At 63.1% G+C, this 21606-nt stretch carries 21 protein-coding genes; 9 read left to right on the top strand and 12 right to left on the bottom strand.

Annotated elements, in window-relative coordinates; translation table 11 throughout:
* Positions 1-19: 19 nt before the first annotated feature.
* On the bottom strand, positions 20-643 hold the full coding sequence (locus NX02_RS02310) for a TetR/AcrR family transcriptional regulator (protein ID WP_025290597.1): 624 nt from the start codon (positions 641-643) through the stop codon (positions 20-22).
* Between the two features lie 46 nt (positions 644-689).
* Here NX02_RS02310 and NX02_RS02305 point away from each other — a divergent pair, with 46 nt between their 5' ends.
* The 4 genes from NX02_RS02305 to NX02_RS02290 are packed head-to-tail and all read left to right on the top strand — an operon-like array spanning position 690 to position 5423.
* A complete protein-coding gene (locus NX02_RS02305) occupies positions 690-2102 on the top strand; it encodes a TolC family protein (RefSeq protein WP_245648743.1) in 1413 nt (470 codons plus the stop codon).
* Positions 2099-3136 carry an HlyD family secretion protein gene (locus NX02_RS02300; RefSeq protein ID WP_004206989.1) on the top strand — a complete coding sequence of 346 codons (1038 nt, stop codon included), beginning with the start codon at positions 2099-2101 and terminating at the stop codon, positions 3134-3136. Before NX02_RS02305 ends, NX02_RS02300 begins: the two co-directional genes overlap by 4 nt.
* A complete protein-coding gene (locus NX02_RS02295; protein WP_004206986.1) occupies positions 3133-4296 on the top strand; it encodes an ABC transporter permease in 1164 nt (387 codons plus the stop codon). The genes NX02_RS02300 and NX02_RS02295 overlap by 4 nt, the downstream gene beginning before the upstream one ends.
* Positions 4293-5423 (top strand): ABC transporter permease, encoded by a 1131-nt coding sequence (locus tag NX02_RS02290; RefSeq protein WP_025290595.1) that lies wholly within the window; start codon positions 4293-4295, stop codon positions 5421-5423. Before NX02_RS02295 ends, NX02_RS02290 begins: the two co-directional genes overlap by 4 nt.
* Positions 5424-5586: 163 nt before the next feature.
* Here NX02_RS02290 and NX02_RS02285 read toward each other — a convergent pair whose 3' ends face one another.
* The 10 genes from NX02_RS02285 to NX02_RS02240 all read right to left on the bottom strand — a co-directional run bounded on the left by NX02_RS02285 (position 5587) and on the right by NX02_RS02240 (position 15904).
* Positions 5587-6498, bottom strand: coding sequence for an alpha/beta hydrolase family protein (locus NX02_RS02285; protein ID WP_039996358.1), 912 nt, complete (start codon positions 6496-6498; stop codon positions 5587-5589).
* Positions 6499-6793: 295 nt separating this feature from the next.
* Positions 6794-7033, bottom strand: a complete 240-nt coding sequence (acpP, locus tag NX02_RS02280; RefSeq protein ID WP_004206981.1) for an acyl carrier protein — start codon at positions 7031-7033, stop codon at positions 6794-6796.
* 102 nt (positions 7034-7135) lie between these two features.
* Entirely contained in the window at positions 7136-7435 is a 300-nt protein-coding gene (locus tag NX02_RS02275; protein WP_004206980.1) for a polyhydroxyalkanoic acid system family protein, read from the bottom strand.
* A gap of 14 nt (positions 7436-7449) precedes the next feature.
* Positions 7450-7875, bottom strand: a complete 426-nt coding sequence (locus tag NX02_RS02270; protein ID WP_004206979.1) for a PaaI family thioesterase — start codon at positions 7873-7875, stop codon at positions 7450-7452.
* Between the two features lie 8 nt (positions 7876-7883).
* The gene (locus NX02_RS02265) at positions 7884-8810 is read right to left on the bottom strand and encodes an electron transfer flavoprotein subunit alpha/FixB family protein (RefSeq protein WP_004206978.1); all 927 of its coding nucleotides are present in this window, start codon (positions 8808-8810) and stop codon (positions 7884-7886) included.
* Positions 8811-8925: 115 nt separating this feature from the next.
* Positions 8926-9669, bottom strand: a complete 744-nt coding sequence (locus NX02_RS02260) for an electron transfer flavoprotein subunit beta/FixA family protein (RefSeq protein WP_004206977.1) — start codon at positions 9667-9669, stop codon at positions 8926-8928.
* Positions 9670-9678: 9 nt separating this feature from the next.
* The gene (locus NX02_RS02255) at positions 9679-10587 is read right to left on the bottom strand and encodes an NAD(P)H-dependent flavin oxidoreductase (protein ID WP_025290593.1); all 909 of its coding nucleotides are present in this window, start codon (positions 10585-10587) and stop codon (positions 9679-9681) included.
* Positions 10584-12374 (bottom strand): acyl-CoA dehydrogenase C-terminal domain-containing protein, encoded by a 1791-nt coding sequence (locus NX02_RS02250; RefSeq protein ID WP_025290592.1) that lies wholly within the window; start codon positions 12372-12374, stop codon positions 10584-10586. The genes NX02_RS02255 and NX02_RS02250 overlap by 4 nt, the downstream gene beginning before the upstream one ends.
* 45 nt (positions 12375-12419) lie before the next feature.
* Entirely contained in the window at positions 12420-14771 is a 2352-nt protein-coding gene (locus NX02_RS02245; protein WP_025290591.1) for a 3-hydroxyacyl-CoA dehydrogenase/enoyl-CoA hydratase family protein, read from the bottom strand.
* Positions 14768-15904, bottom strand: a complete 1137-nt coding sequence (locus NX02_RS02240; RefSeq protein WP_004206969.1) for a thiolase family protein — start codon at positions 15902-15904, stop codon at positions 14768-14770. Before NX02_RS02240 ends, NX02_RS02245 begins: the two co-directional genes overlap by 4 nt.
* Positions 15905-16186: 282 nt before the next feature.
* Here NX02_RS02240 and NX02_RS02235 point away from each other — a divergent pair, with 282 nt between their 5' ends.
* The 5 genes from NX02_RS02235 to NX02_RS02220 all read left to right on the top strand — a co-directional run bounded on the left by NX02_RS02235 (position 16187) and on the right by NX02_RS02220 (position 21014).
* Positions 16187-16831, top strand: a complete 645-nt coding sequence (locus NX02_RS02235) for a DUF3422 family protein (RefSeq protein ID WP_025290590.1) — start codon at positions 16187-16189, stop codon at positions 16829-16831.
* Positions 16832-17041: 210 nt separating this feature from the next.
* A complete protein-coding gene (locus NX02_RS31190) occupies positions 17042-17446 on the top strand; it encodes a DUF2147 domain-containing protein (protein WP_066764031.1) in 405 nt (134 codons plus the stop codon).
* 38 nt (positions 17447-17484) lie between these two features.
* The gene (locus NX02_RS02230) at positions 17485-18786 is read left to right on the top strand and encodes an OmpP1/FadL family transporter (RefSeq protein ID WP_025290589.1); all 1302 of its coding nucleotides are present in this window, start codon (positions 17485-17487) and stop codon (positions 18784-18786) included.
* A complete protein-coding gene (locus NX02_RS02225; protein WP_025290588.1) occupies positions 18786-20462 on the top strand; it encodes a long-chain-fatty-acid--CoA ligase in 1677 nt (558 codons plus the stop codon). The genes NX02_RS02230 and NX02_RS02225 overlap by 1 nt, the downstream gene beginning before the upstream one ends.
* A gap of 81 nt (positions 20463-20543) precedes the next feature.
* Positions 20544-21014, top strand: a complete 471-nt coding sequence (locus NX02_RS02220; protein ID WP_004206963.1) for a MerR family transcriptional regulator — start codon at positions 20544-20546, stop codon at positions 21012-21014.
* Positions 21015-21073: 59 nt separating this feature from the next.
* Here NX02_RS02220 and NX02_RS02215 read toward each other — a convergent pair whose 3' ends face one another.
* Complete coding sequence (locus NX02_RS02215; protein WP_017503288.1) at positions 21074-21346, bottom strand: hypothetical protein; 273 nt, start codon at positions 21344-21346, stop codon at positions 21074-21076.
* Positions 21347-21606 lie beyond the last annotated feature (260 nt).

Genomic DNA, 21606 nt, shown 5'->3' with positions numbered 1-21606 from the left:
CAAGATCAGCAATCCATTCTTAGTCGACTCTCGTTGCCGCCCTCGCCAGCATGAGATCCACGAGAAAGTCCAGAAGCTCTCCGCTTGCGACCTCGTGCGGTTCGAGCAGGCCCTGGAACATGCTTCCCTCGTGGACAGCCAGGATCAGTCGCGCGATGCGCGGGAGGCCCCGGGCAACGATGCGGGAGTCCTCGCGAAGGATGTCAGCGAGCGCGCCCTCGATGATGGCGAGGATCCGTCCTTGCCGTTCGGCATAGTGGCTCGCCATGGCAGGATGGCGTAGGGCATAGAGGCCGAACTCGGCCTGGAGCAGATACCAGTCTCGATCGAACGGATAGCTGGCGATAAAGGCCTTGAGGAAATTGTCGGCCGTCGAGCCGGGCATGGACAGGGCGCAAGCGGTCGCCTCCTCCAGCCTCGACTGCAAGCGCTCGATCACCCGGTCATAGAGGGCGAAGAACAATTCGTCCTTGGATCGGAAGCTGGAATTATAGGCCCCCCGGCTCAGACCGACGCGCTCGCAAATATCTTCCTGGGTGGAGCCATGGAAGCCACGTTCGGCGAAGGCCTCGAGAGCGCCATCCAGGATGCGCTCCCGGGTCTGCGCCCGGGTCGGGCGCGTTCGTGCCGGGCGGCGGCTCACGGGATCACGGGCGGGAGCATTTCGATACAAATATGTATTGAGTCGGTTGGATGTCAACGTTACCGTGCGGGAGCAGGAGACGTTCTTCATGACCTTGCGATGTTCGATGCTGGTTGCCGCGCTGGCGACTGCGGTCTGTCAGGGCGCGCAGGCGCAAACGATCGACAGGCTTGATCTCGATTATCGAAGCGCCCAGGCGAGGCTGCTCGAGCGGTCGGACGCGATCCAGGGCGCCGACGCCGATGTGCGCAGCAAGGAGGCCCAGAAAGGCTCCACGAGCACGTTGCGGCGTCCGACCGTCGAGTTCGAAGGACAGATGATCCGCTATCAGAAAACCCTCTATCTGCCGCTCGGCCCGCTGGCGGACGTGGCCCAGGATTATTCCATCTCTGACCCCCTGCGCTTCGAGATCGAGCGCACCAGCACCCGGCCGATCGTGACGGCGACGCTGCCGCTCTATTCCGGCGGCCAGATTCCCGCCGCCCAGGCGGGCGCCGCGGCGCAACTGGGACAGTCGCGCGCCGAACGCCAGATCGTCATCGACAACGGTCTGTTGCAGATGACCCAGCTCTATTTCGGCCAGCAGTTGCTCGAGCGCGTGCGCGATGTTCGCCGTGATGCGCTTGCGGGATTAGAGCGGCATGTCGCGGACGCCCTCAAGCTCGAACAGGAAGGGTTCATAAGCCGGGCCCAACGCCTCCAGGCGCAGGTAGCGCGCGACGACGCCGCGCGCGAACTGGAAAAGGCGCAGGCCGATCTCGCGAGTGCGCAGGTAGCGCTTGCCGGCGCGCTGCGGGCGCCGTCCGGCGTCGATCCCGTCTCCCCGATCTTCGTGATCCGTCAGCCGCTCCGTTCGCTCGACACCTATGTGGACGCGGCCCTGCGCGCCCATCCCCAACTGGATCGGCTCGGCGCGCTGGAAGACCAGGCTGAAGCGGGGGTGGCCCTTCAGCGCGCCAAGCTCCGGCCTACGATCTATGGCTTCGCCCAGTATAATTTCGATCGGCGCGACACGCTGTTGACCGATCCCGACTGGTCGGTGGGCGTCGGGCTGCGCTACACGCTCTTCTCCGGTGTGGGCCGCTCGCAAGCGGTGCAGGCCGCGCGGGAAACGGTGACGCAAGCCAATGCGGGCCTGCGCGAAGCCCGCACCCAGATCGAAATCGGCGTCACGCGGTCCTGGAACGATGCGGAAGCCGCGCGACGGCGGTTTGAGCTGACCGACACGGCCATCACTGCGGCGCAGGAGAATCTGCGGGTCCAGACCCTCGGCTATCAGGAGCAGCAGACAACCTCGCTCGACGTGATCGATGCGCAGCTCGGTCTTGCCCGCTCCCGGATCCAGCGCGCCCAGGCCGGATATGATTTCGTTGTCGCGCTCGCCCAGCTTCTCCACGTCAGCGGTCAGATCGCCACATTGCCGGACTATATCGACCAGGGTGAAAGGGTCACGCCATGACCGCCACATCGGAAACCCTGGTCACCCCGGACGAGACGGCTCCGCCGGTTCCGACCGGGCGGAAGCGCAAGTTGCTGCCGCTCATTGCTTTCCTCGTCGTGGTCATTCTCGGCCTCGGTCTCTGGCTGGCCTATCGCCCGGTTCCCGATCAGCTCCAGGGCATGGTCGAGGCCCGCGAACTGCGGATCACGAGCAAGGTCTCGGCTCGGATCACGGCCTTTCATGTCGAGGAAGGCCAGCCGGTGAAGACGGGACAGCTGCTCTATACGCTCGACAGTCCCGAGGTCGAAGCCCGCTCCGAACAGGCCGGCGGCGCGCTCGCCGCCGCGCAGGCGAATGCGGACAAGGCCGATGAAGGCGCACGGCCGGAGGATATCCGGGCTGCCGAGGCCCAGTGGCGACGCGCGCAGGCGGCGGCGGACCTCGCCCAGACCACCTATCAGCGCACCGAGCGCCTCTTTGAACAGGGTGTGCTGGCGGGGCAGAAACGCGACGAGAGCCGCGCAAACGCCCTGGCCTCCAATGAAGCGGCCCGAGCGGCGCGCGCGCAATATGATCTGGCGCTGGCCGGGGCGCGGCGACAGGATCGGCAGGCCGCGAGCGGACAGGTGCGCCAGGCGCGCGGCGCCCTGGCCGAAGTCGAGGCGGCCGAGAAGGAAACCCGGGTGTTCGCGCCGTCGGACGGTGAGATCGGACGCAGGCTGGCGCAGTCGGGCGAACTCGTGCCGCAGGGATTTCCCGTCTTCGTCCTGACCGACATCGATCATCCCTGGGTGACGCTCACCCTGAGAGAAGATCAGTTCAGTGCGATCCGCCGGGGACGGGTCCTGACCGGCCGCATACCTGCGCTCGGCGATCGTTGCGCCCAGTTTCGGGTCTTCTACATCGCGCCCGCCGGCGATTTCGCGACATGGCGCGCGACCCGCCAGTCGAGCGGCTTTGACGTGAAGAGCTTTGACGTGCGCCTGTCGCCCGTGTCGCGGGTCGATGGGCTGCGCCCCGGCATGACGGTCCTGTTCGACTGGCCGCAATGATCCGGGCCTTCGTCGATAGCGCCCGGCGCGAAACCGCCTTCCTGCGCGGCAGCGTCTGGGATCTGGCGCTGGTCACCTGGCTGCCTCTGCTGCTGCTGGCGATCGTCGCGGTCCAGTTGTCGGCAGGCGTCATGCGGAACCTGCCGATCGTCGTGGTCGACGAGGACGGCGGCGGCGTCGCGCGCGACCTCACCCGCAAGCTGGAGGCGTCACCCGGGCTCAAGGTCGCGGCGCGGCCACCGGACATGGCACAGGCCGAGCATCTGGTCCGCTCCAACGCCGCCTATGCCGTGGTCCTGATCCCGCGTGATCTCGAGCGCACCGTGCTGCGCGGCGAGACCGGCAAGATCCTCCTCTTCTACAATGCGAGCTATTCCACGCCCTCGGGTTCGGTGTTGCGTGAAGTCGGCACCGTGGTCCAGGCCCACGCAAAGGCCTTGGCCGGGGAGCAAAGCGCCGCGATCGCCGGTCCCGCGCGTGTGCGGCCGCAGCCGGTGAGCGTGCAGAGCCGGATCCTCTACAACCCGCAGGCCAGTTACGAGCTGCAACTCGTCGCCCTGATCCACCCCGCACTCCTGCACCTGCTGTTCATGATCGCGGTCGTGAGCGCGCTCGGTCGCGAGCTGCGGGACGGGACCATCGGAGCATGGCTTGCAGGGCCTCGAGGCGAGGCGGTCGCCGCCGTCGCCGGCAAGATCGCGCCCTATATCCTCATCTTCCTGCTCTGGGGGGCGCTTGCGACCGGCTATCTCGCGGTCTACCGGGGCTGGCCCGTGCAAGGGAGCGTGGCGATGCTGATGGGCGGCTATCTCGCCCTCTATCTCGCCTATGCGGGCATGGCCTTGTTCATCGTCGGGGCCACCCTTTCCATGGGGCAGGCGCTGTCGATGACCGCCCTCTATGCGGGCGCTTCCTTCGCCTTCGCCGGGGCGATCTTCCCGATCGAGTCGGCCTCCGCCTTCGCCCGGCTATGGAGCGCGCTGCTGCCTTTTACCCGCTTCGCGCGGCTGGTCGCGGAGCAATGGATGATCGGCGCACCCGTGCTCGCATCTCTTGGATCGATCCTGGCGCTGTTTGCCTTTCTCGTCGTCGGCTCGGGCGCCGGGCTGCCGCGCTATGTCTCGGCGCGGATGAGCCCGGAGGTCTGGGGACGACGATGACCGGCCGCGCCTTCCTCGCTACCTTCCGCGCCGTTCTCTCCGACCGCTCCGCCTTCATGCTGATCGTCGTGTCGACGATCCTCTATTCCTTCTTCTACCCTTCAGCCTATTCCGGGGAGGTCGCGGTCCGCATTCCGGTGGCCGTCGTCGATCTCGACGACAGCGGCGCAAGCCGCAGTCTCGTGCGCCGGATCGCAGCGCTCCAGCAGGCCGATCTTGCCGCGCGCCCGGCCTCTCCAGGAGCCGCCCGGCTCTGGCTCGAGACGACCGGCGCAGGGGCCGTGGTCATCATCCCCGAGGGGTTCGAGCGACATATTCTGAACGGCGCCCAGGGCACGGTCGCGCTCTACGGCAACGGCGCCTATCTGCTGCGCAGCAGCACGGCGCTGTCAGGCATCGGCCTGGCGGTCACCACGATCGCCGGCGAGGCGGCGAGCGATCAGGCCATGGCGCAGGGCGCACCCGCCCGCCCTGCCCTGTCGCTCGTTCAGCGCCCGCTGTTCAACACGCGCGAAGGCTATGGCAGCACGGTGTTCCCCGGGGTCGGCTTCCTCATCATTCACCAGACCCTGCTGATGGGCCTGACGATGCTCGCCGCCACCCTGCGCGAGACACTGGGACGCTTTCGTCTGCCCTCGCGCACCCTTATCGGAATTGCCCTGGCCTTCTTCGTGATCGGCTGGGCCGACGTGGCCTATTATGCGGGTTTTGTGTTCTGGTTTCAGGACTATCCCCGCGCCGCCGGCTCTCCTGGCGCCTTGATCGTGGGCGGCAGTTTGTTCGTGGGCGCGACTGTGGCGGCGGCGCTTGCGCTGGCCAGCCTCTTCCGGACACGGGAACGACCCCTGCAACTGTGGATGGGCACGTCGCTCGCCATCTTCTTCCTCGCGGGTCTCTCCTGGCCGGCGGAGGCGACGCCGGCCTGGCTGGCGCTCCTCGCGCGCCTCCTGCCAACCACCGCGGGCATTCATCTCATGGTCGGGCTCAATCAGATGGGCGCGAGCCTTGCCGAGCAGACGCGGGAGGTGCTCAACCTCGCCATCCTCATTCTGGTCTACGGAGGCCTGGCCTGGTGGCGCTTCACGAAGATTTCCGCGCCGGACCTTCAGCCTCTCAAGCCTGACTGACGCCTCAATGGAACGAGATCGTCAGGGGCACCCCAAGTGCAACCCTCTCGCCCCGGCCGACGCGACCTTGGCGCAACCCAGGGGGAGGTGTTCGAAGCGGACCTCTGCAGGGCTTCATCAGATAGAGATCACCGAGATGGGGATAAACCGGAGGCTGCCTCGACTATTGCTCTGCTTTCGCCGCCGCGAGGATCGCGGCCTCTACCGGCGCCCAGGTGGGGTCCGCAGGCGAAAGCATGTTGAAGTGGCCCGCATTCTCCAGGGTGATCACCGTCGCCTTATCGCCGGCCGACTGTGCGGCTGCTGCATAGGCTTGCGCGGCTGAAGGCTCCAGCACGACGGAAGCGACCATGAATTGAGGCACGGCCAGAGGCAGCCATTCGATCGGATTTGCCTGACGGTAGCGGCCCGCCTGTGCGTCAGGAGCGCCCCCGAACAGGTTGACGAAGATCGGGCGGCCGCAAATCTCCTTGTCGAACCCGTACAGGGTTCGCAGGTCGCCTGGGCCGTCGATGGCGACCGCGGCGGAAACCTTCAGTGGATCAGCGCCGCGGACCTCGCTGTCGGCAGGCAATCTGGGACGGGCCGCCAGCCACAGGGCAGCGTGGGCGCCGGCCGAATGTCCCACCGTCACCACATGCTTCAGGTCCAGAGGCTGGGTTCGTGCCAGCACCCTCAAGTGATCGAGCGCCGCTCCCCAATCCTGGAAGGTCCCAGGCCACCCGCCGCGGGTGTCACCAACCTGTCGATACTCTATATTCCATGTCGCCACGCCCTTGTCCGTCAAGGCGCTCGCCAACGGCGCCGTGCCTGCCAGTGTCTCATAGCCTTTGGTCCAGCAGCCACCGTGAATGACCATGACGACGGGAAACGGGCCAGGACCTGCAGGCAAGCGCAGTTCACCGATCTGCAGAGGATCAGGACCATAGGCCTCGACGAGCGTCGGAGCGGTGACGGGAAGGGCGTGGAGTTGGGGCGGTCCGATCAGCGCATGTTGGTTATCCGACGGCGTCTGCGCCCAAGCGGTGCTCGTGACAATCAAGACTGTAGCCAGGCCTAATGAACGGTATCGCATGATCTACCTCTTTCATGCATCTTCCCGCTCCGACGTTACCAGCCAGTTCGTCAAATGTGAGAAGACAGCGATTCGTCATTAGATAACATGGTTCGCTATATTCTTTTCGGAAACACCATTCCGTCATCGAGTGGGCAAAGCGATAGATGAAATCCCGTTTCTGGCGCAAAGCATATGGCGGCTATGCGCGATCACGGTAGCCTTGATCATGGAAGTGATACGTCAGGCGACCAAAGAGCTATCTAGATTTCATTGTCGTCGTGAATTGCGGTTTCAGAGGATCGTGGGTTTTATCTCACTTGGCTATCCATGCTTCGACCAGCTTGACCGCATCCTCTACTGTTTTGACCTCACCGGCGGCTTCATCCGGGATAGTGAGTCCGAATTCGTCTTCAAGCGCCATCACAACTTCCAGCACATCGAGACTATCCACGCCGATGTCATCGTAGAAAGACGAAGCAAGGGCAATCTGATCCGGATAGACGCCGAGCTGACGGCTAATGATCCTGAAAACTCGGGGAGCGATTTCTTCCATCACAAAGCCCTCGCGCGGACACTATCGGCTAGGAAACAGGGCAGATTCTCGTAAACTCAATCATCGCAGAGCAACGATATTGTCCTGCGGCCAGTAAATTCATCATGCCTTGCTGAGCATTTTCTCGGCGCTCGTTTTCACAAAATCCGAAATCTGTCCTGACATCATTTTGAGGAACAGCGGTACGCTGACGTCGCCGCGAATCTCGCTATCCTCAATGTCGAGTTGCACCGGGATATTCTGCCCCATCGCCCCGATGACCAAGTGTAGTGCGTAGTCCGATACCCACTCGGAACTGAGCGAACCGCCTCCCGGGATATGCGCTGCCAGCTTGGGCAGGCCGGCCTCGATCCTGCTCTTCGCTTCGATTTTACCAAGGCTGTGCGGGATAACGACTTCCATATCTTCTTTCCTGTTCAGGCCGCCCGATCGACGAGCAGCAAGGTCGATGTCGCGGAGGCATAGAGTTTGCCGGCCATGTCGATCAGACGCGCCTCGGTATGCGCCACCCTCTTGCCCATCGACACCACCTGGCCGATTGCACGGACCATCCCGACCCTGTCGGTCAAGGGCGCATGATAGGCGACCTTGAGTTCGAGCGTGACGCAGTTGATGGGCACTTGGGCCGCGGAGTTCGCCGCGATGCCGCAGGCCGAATCCAGCAGCGTCGCGGCATAGCCACCATGGGCGATGCCCATGAAATTGTAGGTCTGCGAGGTGGGCGTCGCGACAAAGACGACCTTCCCCTCCTCCGCCTCAAGCAGATCGATGTCGAACAGGTCCATCATGGGCGGCCGGGTGCCGGCCGCCATGAACTGTTCGATCTCTTCCAGACCGGTCATCGCTTACCTCAAAGCTTTTCGGTCAGTTCAGGAACGATCTTGAAGAGGTCGCCGACCAGGCCGATATCGGCGACCTGGAAGATGGGCGCGTCCTCATCCTTGTTGATCGCGATGATGGTCTTGCTATCCTTCATGCCAGCAAGGTGCTGAATCGCACCCGATATGCCGACGGCGACATAGACTTCCGGCGCCACGATCTTGCCGGTCTGGCCGACCTGAAAATCGTTGGGCGCATAGCCAGCATCGACCGCCGCGCGGCTTGCGCCCACACCCGCGCCCAGCTTGTCGGCCAGCGGATCGATCACGCCATGAAACTGCCCGGCCGAGCCCAGCGCTCGCCCGCCCGAGACGATGATTTTGGCCGAGGTGAGTTCCGGGCGCTCGGACTGGGCGATCTCGGCACCCACGAAGCTGGAAAGTCCCGCATCCGTGCCCGTCGCAGCCTCGATACTGGCCGAGCCACCCTCGCGGGCCGCCTTCTCGAAGGCTGTGCCACGCACCGTGATAACCTTCTTTGCATCAGACGACTGGACCGTCGCGATCGCATTTCCCGCGTAGATGGGACGCGTGAACGTGTCAGCGCTTTCCACCGACAGGATGTCGCTGACCTGCATCACATCAAGCAAGGCCGCCACGCGCGGCGCGATGTTCTTGCCATTCGAAGTGGAAGGCGCCACGAACGCGTCATAGCCGCGCATCAGGTCCGCGACGGCCGGCGCGACATTCTCGGGCAAAGCGTGTTTGAACGCCGCATCGTCGAACGTTACGACTTTGGCGACACCCGCGACCTTCGCAGCAGCCTCGGCCACGCCGCCGATGCCCGCACCGGCAACCAGCAGATGGACCTCACCAAGTTTGGCAGCGGCGGTGACGGCCGATAGCGTCGCATCCTTGACTGACGCATTGTCATGTTCAACCCAGACGAGCGTATTCATAACTTATTCTCCGAGAAATCCGCCCCCGCTTCATCTCTGTGCGCACAGGATGAAGCGGGGTGCGCCGTCACTTGCATGGGAGAGGTTCGGCAAGTTCGGCGCGTTTGAAAGTTTATCAAATCGCCATTTCCTTGAGCCTGGCGACCAATTCATCGACGTCGGCCACCTTGATGCCCGCCGAGCGCTTGGGGGGTTCGGTCACCTTGAGCGTCTTGAGGCGCGAGGCGATCTCAACACCGAGATCGGCCGGCGTCTTCGTCGCCAGCGGCTTGGATTTGGCCTTCATGATATTGGGCAGGCTCGCATAGCGCGGTTCGTTGAGACGCAGATCGGTCGTCACGATCGCCGGCAGTTTGAGGCTTACGGTCTCCAGACCGCCATCCACCTCACGGGTCACCGCGACAGTCTCGCCCGATACTTCGACCTTGCTGGCGAATGTGCCCTGCCCCCAACCGAGAAGGGCTGCCAGCATCTGGCCGGTCTGATTGGCATCATCGTCGATGGCCTGCTTGCCGAGGATCACCAGGCCCGGAGCCTCCTCGGTGGCGATGGCCTTCAGGATCTTGGCGACGGCGAGCGGCTCGACCTCATCGTCAGTCTGGACGAGGATCGCGCGGTCGGCCCCCATGGCGAGCGCGGTGCGCAGCGTTTCCTGCGCCTTGGCGACGCCGATCGACACCACCACGATTTCGGTCGCGACTCCCTTTTCCTTGAGGCGGATAGCCTCTTCGACGGCGATCTCGTCGAACGGGTTCATCGACATTTTCACGTTCGCCAAATCGACGCCCGTCCCATCCGCCTTCACGCGCGGTTTCACATTATAATCGATAACCCGCTTGACGGGCACAAGCACCTTCATGGATCAATCCTACTCTGATTGTAATGCCGCCTGATATTCGGCAATGAGTCTCTCACAGATGGATCGGGCCGGTTGGACGGCAGTGGTAGCGCCGACACCGTGGCCTGCCGACCAGATCGTCTTCCAGGCCTTGGCCTCCTCCGAAACCGAAAGCGCGCCATGTGGCTCAGGGAGAGTCGCGGCTTCCAGCGAGGGCCGGAGAAAATTGGCCCCGACGCCGGTGACCCGGTCCGTATAGACGATATCCGCTGGTCCGGCCCCGATCACCATGTCTTTCTGTGCCGGCGAGGCGAGACTCTCTTCCGACGCGATGAAGTGGGATCCGATATAGGCAAGATCGGCCCCCATCATCTGCGCGGCCGCGATCTGGTGGCCGCGCGTGATGGCGCCGGAAAGCGCCAGCGGCCCCTGGAAGAAGCGCCGTATCTCGTCAACCAGTGCGAACGGGCTCATCGTGCCGGCATGTCCCCCCGCGCCGGCAGCGACCGCGATCAGACCGTCGACGCCAGCTTCGAGCGCCTTTTCCGCATGACGCACGTTCGTCACGTCGTGAAAGACCAGCCCGCCATAGCCCTGAACCACCTGGACAAGATCCGCGACGGCGCCGAGCGAGGTGATGACCAATGGCACATGGTGCCGAACGATCAGTTCCAGATCGGCGTCGAGCCTCGGATTGCTCTTATGGACGATGAGGTTGACGCCGAAGGGCGCCGCTCCCGGCATGGGAGCCAGCCGCTCCTCGATTTCATCCAGCCATTCACCGAAACCTTCGCTGGTCCGCTGATTGAGCGCCGGGAACGTGCCAAGCAGTCCCGCCTCGCAGCAACTGACGACAAGGTCCGGTCCCGACACAAGGAACATCGGCGCAACGATGGCTGGAATGGCCAGCCGCTTTTCGAGGCTTGCCGGAAGCGTCAAAACACGTCGTCTTCCAGCGCCATCAGCGACTTCTTGCCCGCCTTGATCGCCAGGAAGCTGGCCGTCGCCTGCGGCAGGATGCGCTCGAAGAAGAACGTCGCCGTCTTGATCTTGGCATCGTAGAAGCGCTTGTCCTCGCTGCCGAAGAAGAGCTGCAAGCCTGCGATCTTGGTCGCCTTGGCAAAGCAATAGCCCATGGCCACCAGGCCCATCAGACGCAGATAGTCCGCCGACGCCGCGCCCGCCTCTTCGGGATCCTTGAGTGCCCGCTGCGCGACCGTGGCCGTCGAAAGCTGCAGCGCCCCGAACGCCTTGGCGAGCGCCTCGACCATCGGCTTCATCGGTCCGTCGACGTTGTTTTCCTCGATGAAAGCCGACACCGGATGGAAGAAGCTGCGCAGATAGCGGCCCATATGGGCGCCGAGCTTGCGGCCGACGAGATCGAGCGCCTGAACGCCGTTCGTCCCCTCATAGATCATGGTGATCCGGGCATCACGGGCATATTGCTCGACGCCGCTTTCGCGGATGTAGCCGTGGCCGCCATAGCATTGGACAGCGAGGTTCGCACTGTCGAACGCAAGGTCGGTGAAGAGCGCTTTGACGACGGGGGTCATGAGCGCGATGAAGTCACTCGCACGCTGGCGCACTTCGGGTTCGGGAGAATGTTTTTCCGCGTCCAGCGCGCGCGAGACCCAGGCCGAGAGCGCCCGGCACCCCTCATTATAGGCCCGCATCGTCATCAACATGCGGCGAACATCGGGATGGACGATGATCGGATCGGCAGCCTGTTCGGGATATTTGGGGCCCGAGAGCGCCCGGCCCTGAATACGGTCCTTCGCATACCAGGCGGCCGCCTGATACGCGGCTTCACCGACACCGAGGCCCTGAATGCCGACAGAGACGCGCTCAGTGTTCATCATCGTGAACATGGCGGCCATGCCCTTGCCCGGCTCGCCGACCAGCCAACCGGTCGAATCGTCGAAGTTCATCTGGCAGGTCGCCGACGCCTTGAGACCCATCTTGTGCTCGATCGCGGCGCAGGCGACGCCGTTCGATTGACCGGGAGTGCCGTCCTCCTTGGGAAGATATTTGGGAACGAGGAACAGGCTGATGCCCTTTACGCCCTTGGGGGCGTCGGGCAGGCGGGCGAGCACGAGATGGATGATATTCTCGGTCAGGTCATGCTCACCGGCGGAGATGAAGATCTTGGAGCCGGTGACCTTGTAGCTGCCATCGCCCTGCGGGACCGCGCGGCTGCGCAGGAGCCCGAGATCGGTACCGCAATGAGGCTCGGTCAGGCACATCGTGCCGGACCATTGACCGCTTACCATCTTGGGCAGGTAGGCCTGCTTGAGCGCGTCGCTCCCATGGCCCTCGATCGCAGTGGTGGCACCATGGGTGAGGCCCGGATAGAGGCCGAAGGAAAGGTTGGACGAGCAGATCATCTCTTCGACCAGCTTGTTGACCGCTTCCGGCAGCCCTTGCCCACCCCATTCTGGATCGGATGCGAGCGCGGTCCAGCCACCTTCGGCGAATTGCTTATAGGCTTGCGCGAACCCCGCCGGCGTCCGCACAACGCCGTTTTCCAGATGGCATCCTTCCTCGTCGCCCGACCGATTGATCGGCAAGAGCACGTCGCGACAGAAGCGCGCCGCCTCCTCGAGGATGGCATCGGTCAGATCCGGCGTGAACTCCGCCAGCGCGGGAATGTCCCCGAAGCCGTCATCGGCATGGAGTTCGTTGAGCACGAAGCGCATATCGCGCAACGGGGCGTCATAGACTTGCATATTTATATCTCCTGACCAGTCGGCCCTCGGGCCGCCGGCCGCCAATCAGTTACGCAGCGGCTTGCCGGTGACGAGCATCTGCTCGACGCGCGCCTGGGTCCGCGGGTCGCGCACCAGTTGCATGAAGGCCTTGCGCTCGAGCGCCAGCAGATCCTCTTCGGTCACGATGTCGATCAGATCCTTCTCGCCGCCCGTCAGGACGTCGGCGAGCGCGCCGGACACGACACCATCGTAGGAGGTTGCGAGGCCACGGGCCTGGAATCCTTCGACAGCCATCGAAAGAGCGGACTTGCCTCCCGCGCCAGGCAAGCGGAATTCCGGAGCCACGGGCGGTTTGTAACCGTCCGCCAGTTCCAGTGCCTTCGCCTTGGCATCCGCCAGCAGGCGGTCGCGGTTCATCGTGATGCCGTCCGACGGACGCAGGAAGCCATGCTCCTTCGCCTCGGCGGCCGACTTTGCCACAGTGGCCGTCGATACCGTCTCGAACACCTTGGCAACGGCCGGCATCGGCCCCTTGGGCATGCCGGGACTGGAGCGCCAGCGATCGATCATTTCACCGCATCCGCCCCAGCCAGGGATCAGGCCCACGCCGCACTCGACCAGACCCACATAGCTTTCGGCATGGGCCTGCACGGCATCACTGTTGAGCAGGATCTCGCAACCACCGCCCAACGCCATGCCGGCCGGCGCGCTCACGACCGGGAACGGCGCATATTTGAGCGCCTTGTAGGCCTGCTGCCCGCCCGCGACGAGCTTTTCGATCTCGCCCCATGCCGCGATGTTCAGCGCGAACAGGGCAAGGCCGAGATTGGCGCCAGCAGAGAAATTGCTGCCCTCATTATAGACGACGAGCGCCTTGAACTTGTCCTGCACGACCGGGATCGCCTGACCGATCAGCTTCATCACATCGCCGTCGAGCGCGTTCATCTTGCCGGTGAACTCAAGGCAGGCAACGCCGTCGCCGACATCCCAGAGTGCCGCCGAGCCATTTTTGAGGATCGGCTGGCTATGAAGCTTGATGTCTTCCAGCAGCAGCACGCCCTCGGGCCGCACGACATCATGATAGTCGCCGGCGGCATCGAGATATTGCCGACGGCCGTCCTGCACCCGGTAGAATGGCCGATCTCCGGCTACCTTGAGGATCGCGGGAACATCCCGCCCCTCGGCCGCCAGCCGTTCGGCGAGCTTGCCCGGCCCGAGGCGATCGATCAGTTCGAACGGCCCGAACTTCCAGTTGTAGCCGAGCTTCATCGCGTCATCGATGCCGACGATGTTGTCCGCAGCTTCACCGACCAGACTCGCGGCATAGGAAAGAACCTTGCCGAGAATTTCCCAGGCATAGGCGCCGACCTTGCCGGGCGCAGCAACCAATGCTGCCAGGTCCTTCTCGGCCCGGCCCGGCAAGGAAGCCGGCTTCACCGATACGCGATATTCGCCGGTCGCGAGATCGAGCGCTTTCTTGGTCTTCGTCGCCTTGTCGAACGCGTAGAAACCGCCCTTGCCCTTCCGCCCGGTAAAGCCTTCCGCGATCATCCTGTCGACGAGCGGCATCGGCCTCACCGTGTCGAAATAGGCGTCACCTGCCGGCAGCGTCGAGGACAGGCTCTTCGTGAGCAGCGGCATGAGGTCGACGCCAACGAGATCGACAAGGCCGAAAATGCCGGTCTTGGGCACGCCCATCGGCTTTCCGCCGATCTGGTCGGCTTCCTCCACCGTCAGCCCCTGGTCCATCGCGGCATTGATCGCGACGGCCAGCCAGTAGGTACCGATGCGATTGGCGATGAAGCCCGGCGTGTCCCGCGCCGGCACGATGCGCTTGCCGAGCTTTCGATCGACGAAATCCGAGACGCGCCTCGCCACAGCCGTATCAGTGTCGGGGCCGGTCACGATTTCGATGAGCCGCATGTAGCGCGGCGGATTGAAGAAATGGGTGATCAGGAAGTCCTGTTTGAACTGATCGTCCCGCCCCTCGACCAGATGGCCAAGCGGAATCGTCGAGGTATTGGACGATACCGCCGTGCCCGGACGCTTGAGCTGCTCGAGCTTGGCGTAGAGCGCCTGCTTGATGTCGAGCCGTTCGACGATCGCCTCGACGATCCAGTCGCATTCGGCCACCCGCTCGAGATGGTCGTCGATATTGCCCGTTTCAACGAGCTTCGCCGCAGCCTTCGACATGAAGGGCGCCGGATCGGTCTTCAGCATCTTCGCGACCGCACCCTTCGCCACGGCGTCACGATCGCCGCCCTCCTTGGGCACGATATCGAGCAGCAGCACCGGCACGCCGGCATTGGCGACCTGCGCTGCGATGCCGGCGCCCATGACGCCTGCGCCGATCACGCAGACCTTTTTGATGGTTTCCGGCGGGGCGCCGACTGGCTTGATGGCCTGCTCGCTCATTCCGCCGCCTCCAGCACGGTGGCGATGCCCTGACCGCCGCCGATGCACTGGGTGGCAAGCGCATAGCTGCCGCCTTCGCGCTTCAGCAGAGCCGCGGCCTTGCCCACGATCCGCGCACCGGTCGCCCCCAGAGGGTGGCCTATCGCGATGGCGCCGCCGTCCAGATTGACCTTCGACTGGTCAAGCCCCAGGTCGCTGATGCAGGCCAGTGACTGGCTCGCAAAGGCTTCGTTGAGCTCGACAACGTCAAGCTGGTCCACACTGAGCCCCGCCCGCTGCAGCGCCTTGCGCGAGGCCTCGACCGGTCCGATGCCCATGATCTCCGGCTGGCAGCCAGAGACAGCAACCGACTTGATGCGGGCAAGGATCGGCAGTCCATGCGCGCGCGCATAATCCTCGCTCGTGACCAGGATTGCGCTTGCGCCATCGGTCAGCGGCGAGGACGTTCCCGCCGTTACCGTGCCGTCCTGGCTGAAGGCCGGCTTCAGCCCGGCGAGGGTTTCCGTCGTCGTGCCGGCACGCGGCGTGCCATCCTTGTCGACCACGCCCGCCTTGGTCGTGATCGGCACGATCTCGGCCTCGAGCTTGCCGGCCGCGATAGCCGCGGCCGCCTTGTCCTGACTGGCGACCGCAAAGGCTTCCTGCTGGGCACGGGTGATCTGATATTTGGTCGCGACATTCTCCGCCGTGTCGCCCATGCCCATATAGGCGGCGCTCTTCTTCGCGAGCTCGGGGTTCGGCAGCGGATTGAACCCCATCATCGGCACGCGGCTCATCGACTCCACGCCCGCGCAGATGAAGGCCTCGCCGGCGCCAAGCTGAATCTGGCCCGCAGCGATGTGGACCGAGCTCATCGACGATCCGCAGAAGCGATTAACGGTCATGCCGCCGACAGAGAGCGGCAGGTCGGCGAGAAGACCGATAAGGCGCGCGATGTTGAAGCCCTGCTCGCCTTCAGGAAAAGCGCAGCCCAGCACGATATCCTCGATATCTTCGGCCTTCACGCCGGTCTGCTGAATCAGTCCGCGAATGACCTGAGCGGCCAGATCGTCAGGGCGGACGCGCGCCAGCGCGCCCTTGCCTGCCAGGTGAAAGGGGGACCGGGCATAGCCCGCAACAACCACATTACGCATCGATGATAGCCTCTCCAGGGAATCGGACATCTGATTACCTAATGGTGCGTGAAATGACGTTTACGTCAACTAAAATCTTTGGCACTCTTCTCACGCCGTCGAGGGAATCGTCATGCACCGGTTCCCGGGAGGCTTGATATCGGAGGTCTTGGCCGAGGAACGTACGGATGCTCGCCAGTGAAAAACCGCGCACTCTCATCCCGGCGATGATGCTCGCGCCCGTCTTATCGACGGCTGCGCCTCTCCCCAAGCGCCACTGCACCTGTTTTCGAAGGCGCACACATGCGATTTTCTGAGCATCCCCTCCGGCGTCAGATCGTCGGCGAAATGCATCTGCGCCGTTTTCCTGCACTCGAATTGCCCGCCATGGCATTTCAGACGGTTCGCCTGGTCGATGAGAATGACCGGGAGAAGGAATGGCTGATCCTGGAGCAGCGATGTGCCTCTGGACTCGATCGCAACCTGCGCCACCTGGAAACGGAGTGGTCCGCCAACGGGCGGCTGGCCTGGGAAAGGCACAGTGAAGCGGTCACCACGACGCTAACGTCAACCTCGGTCAGCGCGGACGCGCAGTTCTGGTCTGCTCCCGACGTCGGCCCCTTCAGTGATACCTTGCAGTGGATGCAAACGCTGCCGGGCCTGGTCATCCGCGCAACCCACATCGTCGTTGTGGCGAACGATAGCTACGCCGAGCCGGTTGTCGATCGGGCCGACTTCCATCCGGGCCATCTCGTCTCCTGCATCATCGGGGATAGCGTCCGGATCTGGAGCGACTTTCGCATTCACGCCGGCGGCTACGGGCGCCTGGTCGTTGCCGCGAACGGGGCGGCTGACGGCGAAGTGTCGCGTTCCATCCAGCGCATTCAGGAACTGGGCAATTATCGCAATCTTTCCTTGCTTGAAGGCGCGCAAAGATCAATAGCTTGACGGCGTCACACACGAACACGCCCGAACGCTGACGACGGGGCCAGCAGCGCCTGACCCTCCAATTCGCACACAACCTAATAGGCATTTTGATGACGCATTGAGCTATTGACTTACCTATACGTCATCGAGATGGTTATGGGACGCTGATTCGCCGCATATTGGCTCCAGACGTGAAACAGACGGTCGCCTGAAGGCGCGCGGAGAGGAACGATGTCGATCATTCTGACACTACTGGCTTCGAGCACTGCATTGCCCGCCGACACCGTTGTCGGTCGCTGGCAAACCGAGAGCCATCATGGCGTCGTGGAAATCACCCGCTGCGGGCAATCAATCTGTGGTGCCTTGATCAGTTCCGACGGGATCAAAGCCAACCCCGAACTACGTGACGAAAAGAACAAGACCGCTGCGTTGCGCGGTCGTCCGCTTCGTGGATTGCAGATGCTGCAGGGTTTTACGTGGAAGTCGGGCAGTTGGTCGGGTGGCTCCATCTACAACGCTGAGGATGGCGGCACATACAGCGCGACGGTCACATTAGCCGATCGGGATCATTTGCGCCTCAAGGGCTGCATCGTCTGGCCCCTTTGCAAGACGCAGACATGGACGCGCATCCGATAAGCACGAGGAATTTGACAATCACGAAAGGGGAGACGGGCGTGGCAGGCAAAAATTGGAAAGTTGGGATCGCAACATCGGCCCTGGCGGCTGGATTGCTCGCGCCGCAAGCCGCGAGCGCGCAGGCCTTTTACCTTCAGGAACAATCGTCCAGAGGTGCCGGACGAGCCTTTTCGGGCGAGGTCGCCGACCAGGGCGTACAGTCCCTCTGGTGGAATCCCGCTGCGATCGCAGGCATGGAAGGAGTCGATGCCCACCAGGCCGTAAGCATAATCCTTCCCAAAGGGTCGGTTGACAATGTCAACACGCTCATTGTCCGTCCCGGGCAGTCGGCTGCGGCTGTAGGCGGGAGCCAACGCTCTCGTGATCCGATCAATAATGGCGTACTACCCTCCGGCGCGATAGCCGTCGGCCTGACATCACGGCTCGCTTTGGGGCTGACCGTCGCCTCCCCTTATAGCTTCACAACCAATTATGATGCCGACAGCTGGGCACGGTATAGCGCCGACAAGACCAAGCTGCGAACATACGACATCCAGCCATCGATCGCCTACCTCGTTACGCCAAATCTCAGCATCGGCGCCGCGCTCAATATCGAATATGCAGACGCATCATTGTCCAACTATCTGCCGAACCTATCGCCTCTTCTCGCCGACGGCCACCAGGAGCTGAAAGGCAATGGTTGGGATCTGGGCTGGTCGGCCGGGCTGCAATATCGCGCCGGCCCCGTGCAACTGGGCGCCAGCTACAAGTCGAGCGTGAAGCATAATCTCGATGGTTCGGTGACGACGACCGGTCTTCTTGGTCCGCTCGCCGGGCAAAACAGCGTAGTGAATGCAAACGCCACGTTCGAGACCCCCTGGCAGGCGATCTTCGGAGCGCGCGTGGCGGTGTCGCCCAAGGTCACCCTCAACGGTCAGGTGACCCGCATGGGTTGGTCGAAATTCGACGCTATCCGGCTCGGCGCGCCGCTCAACGTTTCAATCCCGGAAAATTACCGGGACACGTGGAGCTTCGCAGGCGGCATCGATTATGCGGTCACACCGGCCTGGACCGTTCGTGCCGGCGTTCAACACGCCCAGACCCCGACGCGCAACGGCAATCGGGACGCTCGAGTGCCCGACAGCAACCGGTGGAATTTCGCTGCCGGCACAAGCTATGCCGTGTCTTCCCGGTTCACGCTCGATGCGGGCGCAGCGTATATCACGTTCAAGGATACGACTATTGATCGCACGACAGCGGCCTATGCCGGCACGGCCGTGCAGACGCCGATCCTGATGGACGGCAAGCTCGAGGACGCGCACGCCGTCGTGCTGTCGCTCGGCGGACGTTTCCACTTCTGATGCTGGAGATCGCCATGCCCCAGCCCGCCATCAGCGCCTTCCCGTCGATACCGGAACCGGCAATTCCGCCACGGCTCCTGACCGACCTCCTCGACAATGCGTTGAACCTTTATCCCGAACGCGTCGCCATCGACTTTCTCGGGCGAACCTGGACTTATGCGCAGGTGGGGCAACTCGTTCGTCGTGCAGCACGTGGATTGCAGGATCAGGGGCTGCGCAAGGGCGATCGGTTCGGCCTGTGCCTGCCGAACTGCCCCTATTTCGTGATATTGTACTTCGCCGCGCTGCGCGTGGGTGCGATCGTGGTCAACTTCAACCCGCTCTACACGGAGCGCGAACTGGAGCATCAGATCCGGGACTCGGGAACGCGCATGATGGCGGTACCGGACGTCCGGATAATCCACGAGAAAGTGCAAGCCGTCGCGCCACGTGCCGGGCTGGACAAGATCGTGTTGTGCGGCATGAGGGATATGCTGCCCTGGCTGCAAGGCCTGGGCTTTGCGCTATTCAAGCGAAAAGACCACGCGCGGATACTCGACGAAGGCCTTCATGTCCGCCTCAAGGCGCTTCTCGCCCATGATGCCGAACCTGACGCGGTCGAACGTCACCCTGATGATGTCGCGGTCCTTCAATATACCGGAGGCACAACCGGCGTGCCCAAGGGCGCAATGCTGACCCATGCCAACCTCACGGCGAACAGCGCCCAGATGGTGGTGCATGTGGGAGGACTTCGCCCGCAGCAGGAGAGAACTCTCGGCGTCCTGCCCATGTTTCACGTCTTCGCACTCACGACGGTGCTCAACTTCTCGGTCGAAATCGGCGCCGAAATCGTCCTGCTGCCGCGGTTTGAGATGAAGCAGGTTCTCAGGACGATGAAGCGCAAGCCACCGACACAGTTCTTCGGCGTCCCTACCATCTATGTTGCCCTGAACGCGCTTCCGGACGACGAGATACCCGATCTCTCGGCCGTGCGCGCCTGTATATCCGGCGGCGCTCCGCTCCCGCTCGAGGTACGCGAGGAGTTCGAGGCACGCACGCGTGCCAGGGTCGTGGAAGGATATGGGCTCTCCGAAACCGCCCCAATCATCGCCTGCAACCCGTTGTTCGGGACGGTGAAGGATAATAGCTGCGGCCCAAGTTTCCCCGGCACCATCATCGAGATCCGCGATCCGGAGAATCCCTCGCGGGTTCTTCCCCAGGGAGAACGCGGAGAAGTGTGCGCCCGCGGCCCTCAGGTGATGAAGGGCTATTGGCAGCGCCCTGCAGAGACCAGTGCTGTCTTCGTCGATGGCGCGCTACGAACCGGCGATATCGGCTATTTTGATGAGGATGGCTATCTCTTCCTCGTCGACCGCATCAAGGACATCATCTTCTGTGGCGGATATAATGTATATCCCCGGATCATCGAGGATGCGGCCTACCAACACCCGGCGGTAAAGGAGGCGATCGCAATCGCGATACCCGATGCCTACAGAGGTCAATCTCCCAAGTTGTTCGTCGCACTGCACGAGGGGGCAAACCTGACCGTCGATGAACTCAAGATTTTTTTGCAGGATCGCCTCAGCAAGATCGAGTTACCCAAGGCTTTCGAATTCCGGGACAGCCTGCCCAAAACGCTGATCGGCAAACTTTCGAAGAAGGATTTGATCGAAGAGGAGAACAAAAAGCTCGCCTGAGCCTCTATCCCCTGTCAAGCTACAAAGCTTATGCGCTTGAGTGGTAGGGTAGCCGTGATTGGAGGACAGGGAGTGGATGGCATGGGGAACTCGCTCCACCTCGCCGAGGACGATGAAACGCTTAAGGACGCGGGTCGCGACAACCCCACGCACAAGGGGAGAACCCGCGCAAAGGATGCGGATTTACAAGTGTACGGCATCCAGGATGTCGCTCAGGAACTCGGACTGACACTTCGCACGCTACGCTTCTACGAAAAGGAGGGGCTCATCGCCCCTCAACGGGTAGGCAGCACCCGGGCATATTCCAGGCGTGAGATCGGACGCATACAGCTGATTTTGCGCGGCAAACGCCTTGGCTTCTCCATCAAGGAAATCAAGGAGTTTCTCGATCTCTACGATGCCGATCCCGAGCATAAGGAGCAAATGGAGCGATTGATTGCCCGCATCCGGGAAAGGTTGGTCGACTTGAAGACGCAGCGCTCTGCGCTCGACCTGACAATCGACGAGCTTACAACCATCGAAGTGGAAGCGATGGCAAAGTTGCAGCGATAATTTGGTCATCCCATTCTCTAACCGAGCGGTAACGCTTGATCGCGGCGCCCCCGATCCAATTAAGCCGTCAAGCGACGAGCGCCGCGCCGATCGCTAAGGCCGCCCCAGAACCGCGCCATGATCATCCAGGCGATGCCCGACGCGGTCATCGCCCCGCCGACCTGCCATGGCTCGAGGCCAAGCACGCGCGCGATGGGGCCCGCGAGCGCCACGAACGACATCATCGCCATCGAGCAGACGAAGGTCTCGAACATCAGTGGCTTCATGCTGAAAGCGCCTGATGCTTCCTCCCCCACTTGTTCGTCGCCTGTCGCTGTCGCAGCTTCGGTCATGCTGCTTCGTCCCGTGATGCGACCGGCGAACGGCCACCATTCCAGAGCAGCGCCGTCGAGACGGCATAGACAACGAGCCAGCCGAGGTTGAACGCGGCGCCGTCAAGCCAGGTGTGCGCCGGCTCGGGCAGGATGCGCGCGATCAGCATGCCGATCGCGACCAGCGAGACGGGATTGGCCAGCGCTGCGAACCAGCGTGGCCAGGCGGTGCGGCCCAGCGCGATGACGATCCCGAGGAGCAGCAGCGCCAGGCCCAGCGT

This window comes from Sphingomonas sanxanigenens DSM 19645 = NX02, from assembly GCF_000512205.2.
Classification (GTDB): domain Bacteria; phylum Pseudomonadota; class Alphaproteobacteria; order Sphingomonadales; family Sphingomonadaceae; genus Sphingomonas_D; species Sphingomonas_D sanxanigenens.
Note: the sequence above shows the minus strand (reverse complement) of the source record. Positions and strands in the feature narration are given on the sequence as shown.

Bases quoted from the DNA above. Each gene is read 5' to 3' on its own strand.
- NX02_RS02225 (WP_025290588.1), top strand. From the start codon at position 18,786: ATGCTGGAGATCGCCATGCCCCAGCCCGCCATCAGCGCCTTCCCGTCG.
- NX02_RS02215 (WP_017503288.1), bottom strand. From the start codon at position 21,346: ATGACCGAAGCTGCGACAGCGACAGGCGACGAACAAGTGGGGGAGGAA.
- NX02_RS31190 (WP_066764031.1), top strand. From the start codon at position 17,042: ATGTCGATCATTCTGACACTACTGGCTTCGAGCACTGCATTGCCCGCC.
- NX02_RS02290 (WP_025290595.1), top strand. From the start codon at position 4,293: ATGACCGGCCGCGCCTTCCTCGCTACCTTCCGCGCCGTTCTCTCCGAC.
- NX02_RS02245 (WP_025290591.1), bottom strand. From the start codon at position 14,771: ATGAGCGAGCAGGCCATCAAGCCAGTCGGCGCCCCGCCGGAAACCATC.
- NX02_RS02300 (WP_004206989.1), top strand. From the start codon at position 2,099: ATGACCGCCACATCGGAAACCCTGGTCACCCCGGACGAGACGGCTCCG.
- NX02_RS02220 (WP_004206963.1), top strand. From the start codon at position 20,544: ATGGGGAACTCGCTCCACCTCGCCGAGGACGATGAAACGCTTAAGGAC.
- NX02_RS02270 (WP_004206979.1), bottom strand. From the start codon at position 7,875: ATGACCGGTCTGGAAGAGATCGAACAGTTCATGGCGGCCGGCACCCGG.
- acpP (WP_004206981.1), bottom strand. From the start codon at position 7,033: ATGGAAGAAATCGCTCCCCGAGTTTTCAGGATCATTAGCCGTCAGCTC.
- NX02_RS02235 (WP_025290590.1), top strand. From the start codon at position 16,187: ATGCGATTTTCTGAGCATCCCCTCCGGCGTCAGATCGTCGGCGAAATG.
- NX02_RS02275 (WP_004206980.1), bottom strand. From the start codon at position 7,435: ATGGAAGTCGTTATCCCGCACAGCCTTGGTAAAATCGAAGCGAAGAGC.
- NX02_RS02295 (WP_004206986.1), top strand. From the start codon at position 3,133: ATGATCCGGGCCTTCGTCGATAGCGCCCGGCGCGAAACCGCCTTCCTG.
- NX02_RS02285 (WP_039996358.1), bottom strand. From the start codon at position 6,498: ATGCGATACCGTTCATTAGGCCTGGCTACAGTCTTGATTGTCACGAGC.
- NX02_RS02260 (WP_004206977.1), bottom strand. From the start codon at position 9,669: ATGAAGGTGCTTGTGCCCGTCAAGCGGGTTATCGATTATAATGTGAAA.
- NX02_RS02265 (WP_004206978.1), bottom strand. From the start codon at position 8,810: ATGAATACGCTCGTCTGGGTTGAACATGACAATGCGTCAGTCAAGGAT.
- NX02_RS02240 (WP_004206969.1), bottom strand. From the start codon at position 15,904: ATGCGTAATGTGGTTGTTGCGGGCTATGCCCGGTCCCCCTTTCACCTG.
- NX02_RS02250 (WP_025290592.1), bottom strand. From the start codon at position 12,374: ATGCAAGTCTATGACGCCCCGTTGCGCGATATGCGCTTCGTGCTCAAC.